This window comes from Rhodovibrio sodomensis (assembly GCF_016583645.1).
GTDB classification, from domain to species: domain Bacteria; phylum Pseudomonadota; class Alphaproteobacteria; order Kiloniellales; family Rhodovibrionaceae; genus Rhodovibrio; species Rhodovibrio sodomensis.
This window is the reverse complement of record NZ_NRRL01000309.1, coordinates 1-517: the sequence shown is the minus strand read 5'-3', so window position 1 is coordinate 517 and position 517 is coordinate 1. Positions and strand designations below refer to the sequence as shown.

At 63.8% G+C, this 517-nt stretch carries 1 protein-coding gene; it reads right to left on the bottom strand.

What is annotated here, in order from left to right:
- Positions 1-57: 57 nt before the first annotated feature.
- The coding region (locus CKO28_RS27910) for a magnesium transporter (protein ID WP_146090461.1) at positions 58-517 on the bottom strand (460 nt) is incomplete at its 5' end.

Here is a 517-nt window from a genome sequence, read left to right as displayed (position 1 = left end):
TCTCCTACGGCGCGGGGGCCCAAAGCTAGTACCCGCGTCATACCGGCGCGGCCGCCCCTACAGGCCGTAGATCAGGGAAGCGATGGCGAAGTAGTTCAGCACCCCGAGTACGTCGATCGCCGTGGTCACGAAGGGGCCCGTAGCCACGGCGGGATCGGCCTTCAACCGGACGAATAGCATGGGCAGCGAGACCGCCAGCAGCGCGGCACCGGTCATATTGGTCAGGATGGTGAGGCCGACGACCTGTCCGAGTTGAAGGCTGTCATACACCCAGAAGCCGTAGGCAGCCAGGATCACGCCGTAGAAGGCGCCCAGCAGCAGACCCACCCGTAGCTCCTTGAAGACCATAACCAAGGTATCGCGGGGGTTGATCGCCCCGGTAGCCAAACCGCGCACCGTCACGGTGGCCGACTGCACCCCGACATTGCCCGCCATGCCGATGATAATCGGGACGAAGGCACTGAGGATGATAACCTGGGCAAGCACCTCCTCGTACTGCCCGATGACTGCGGTGGCA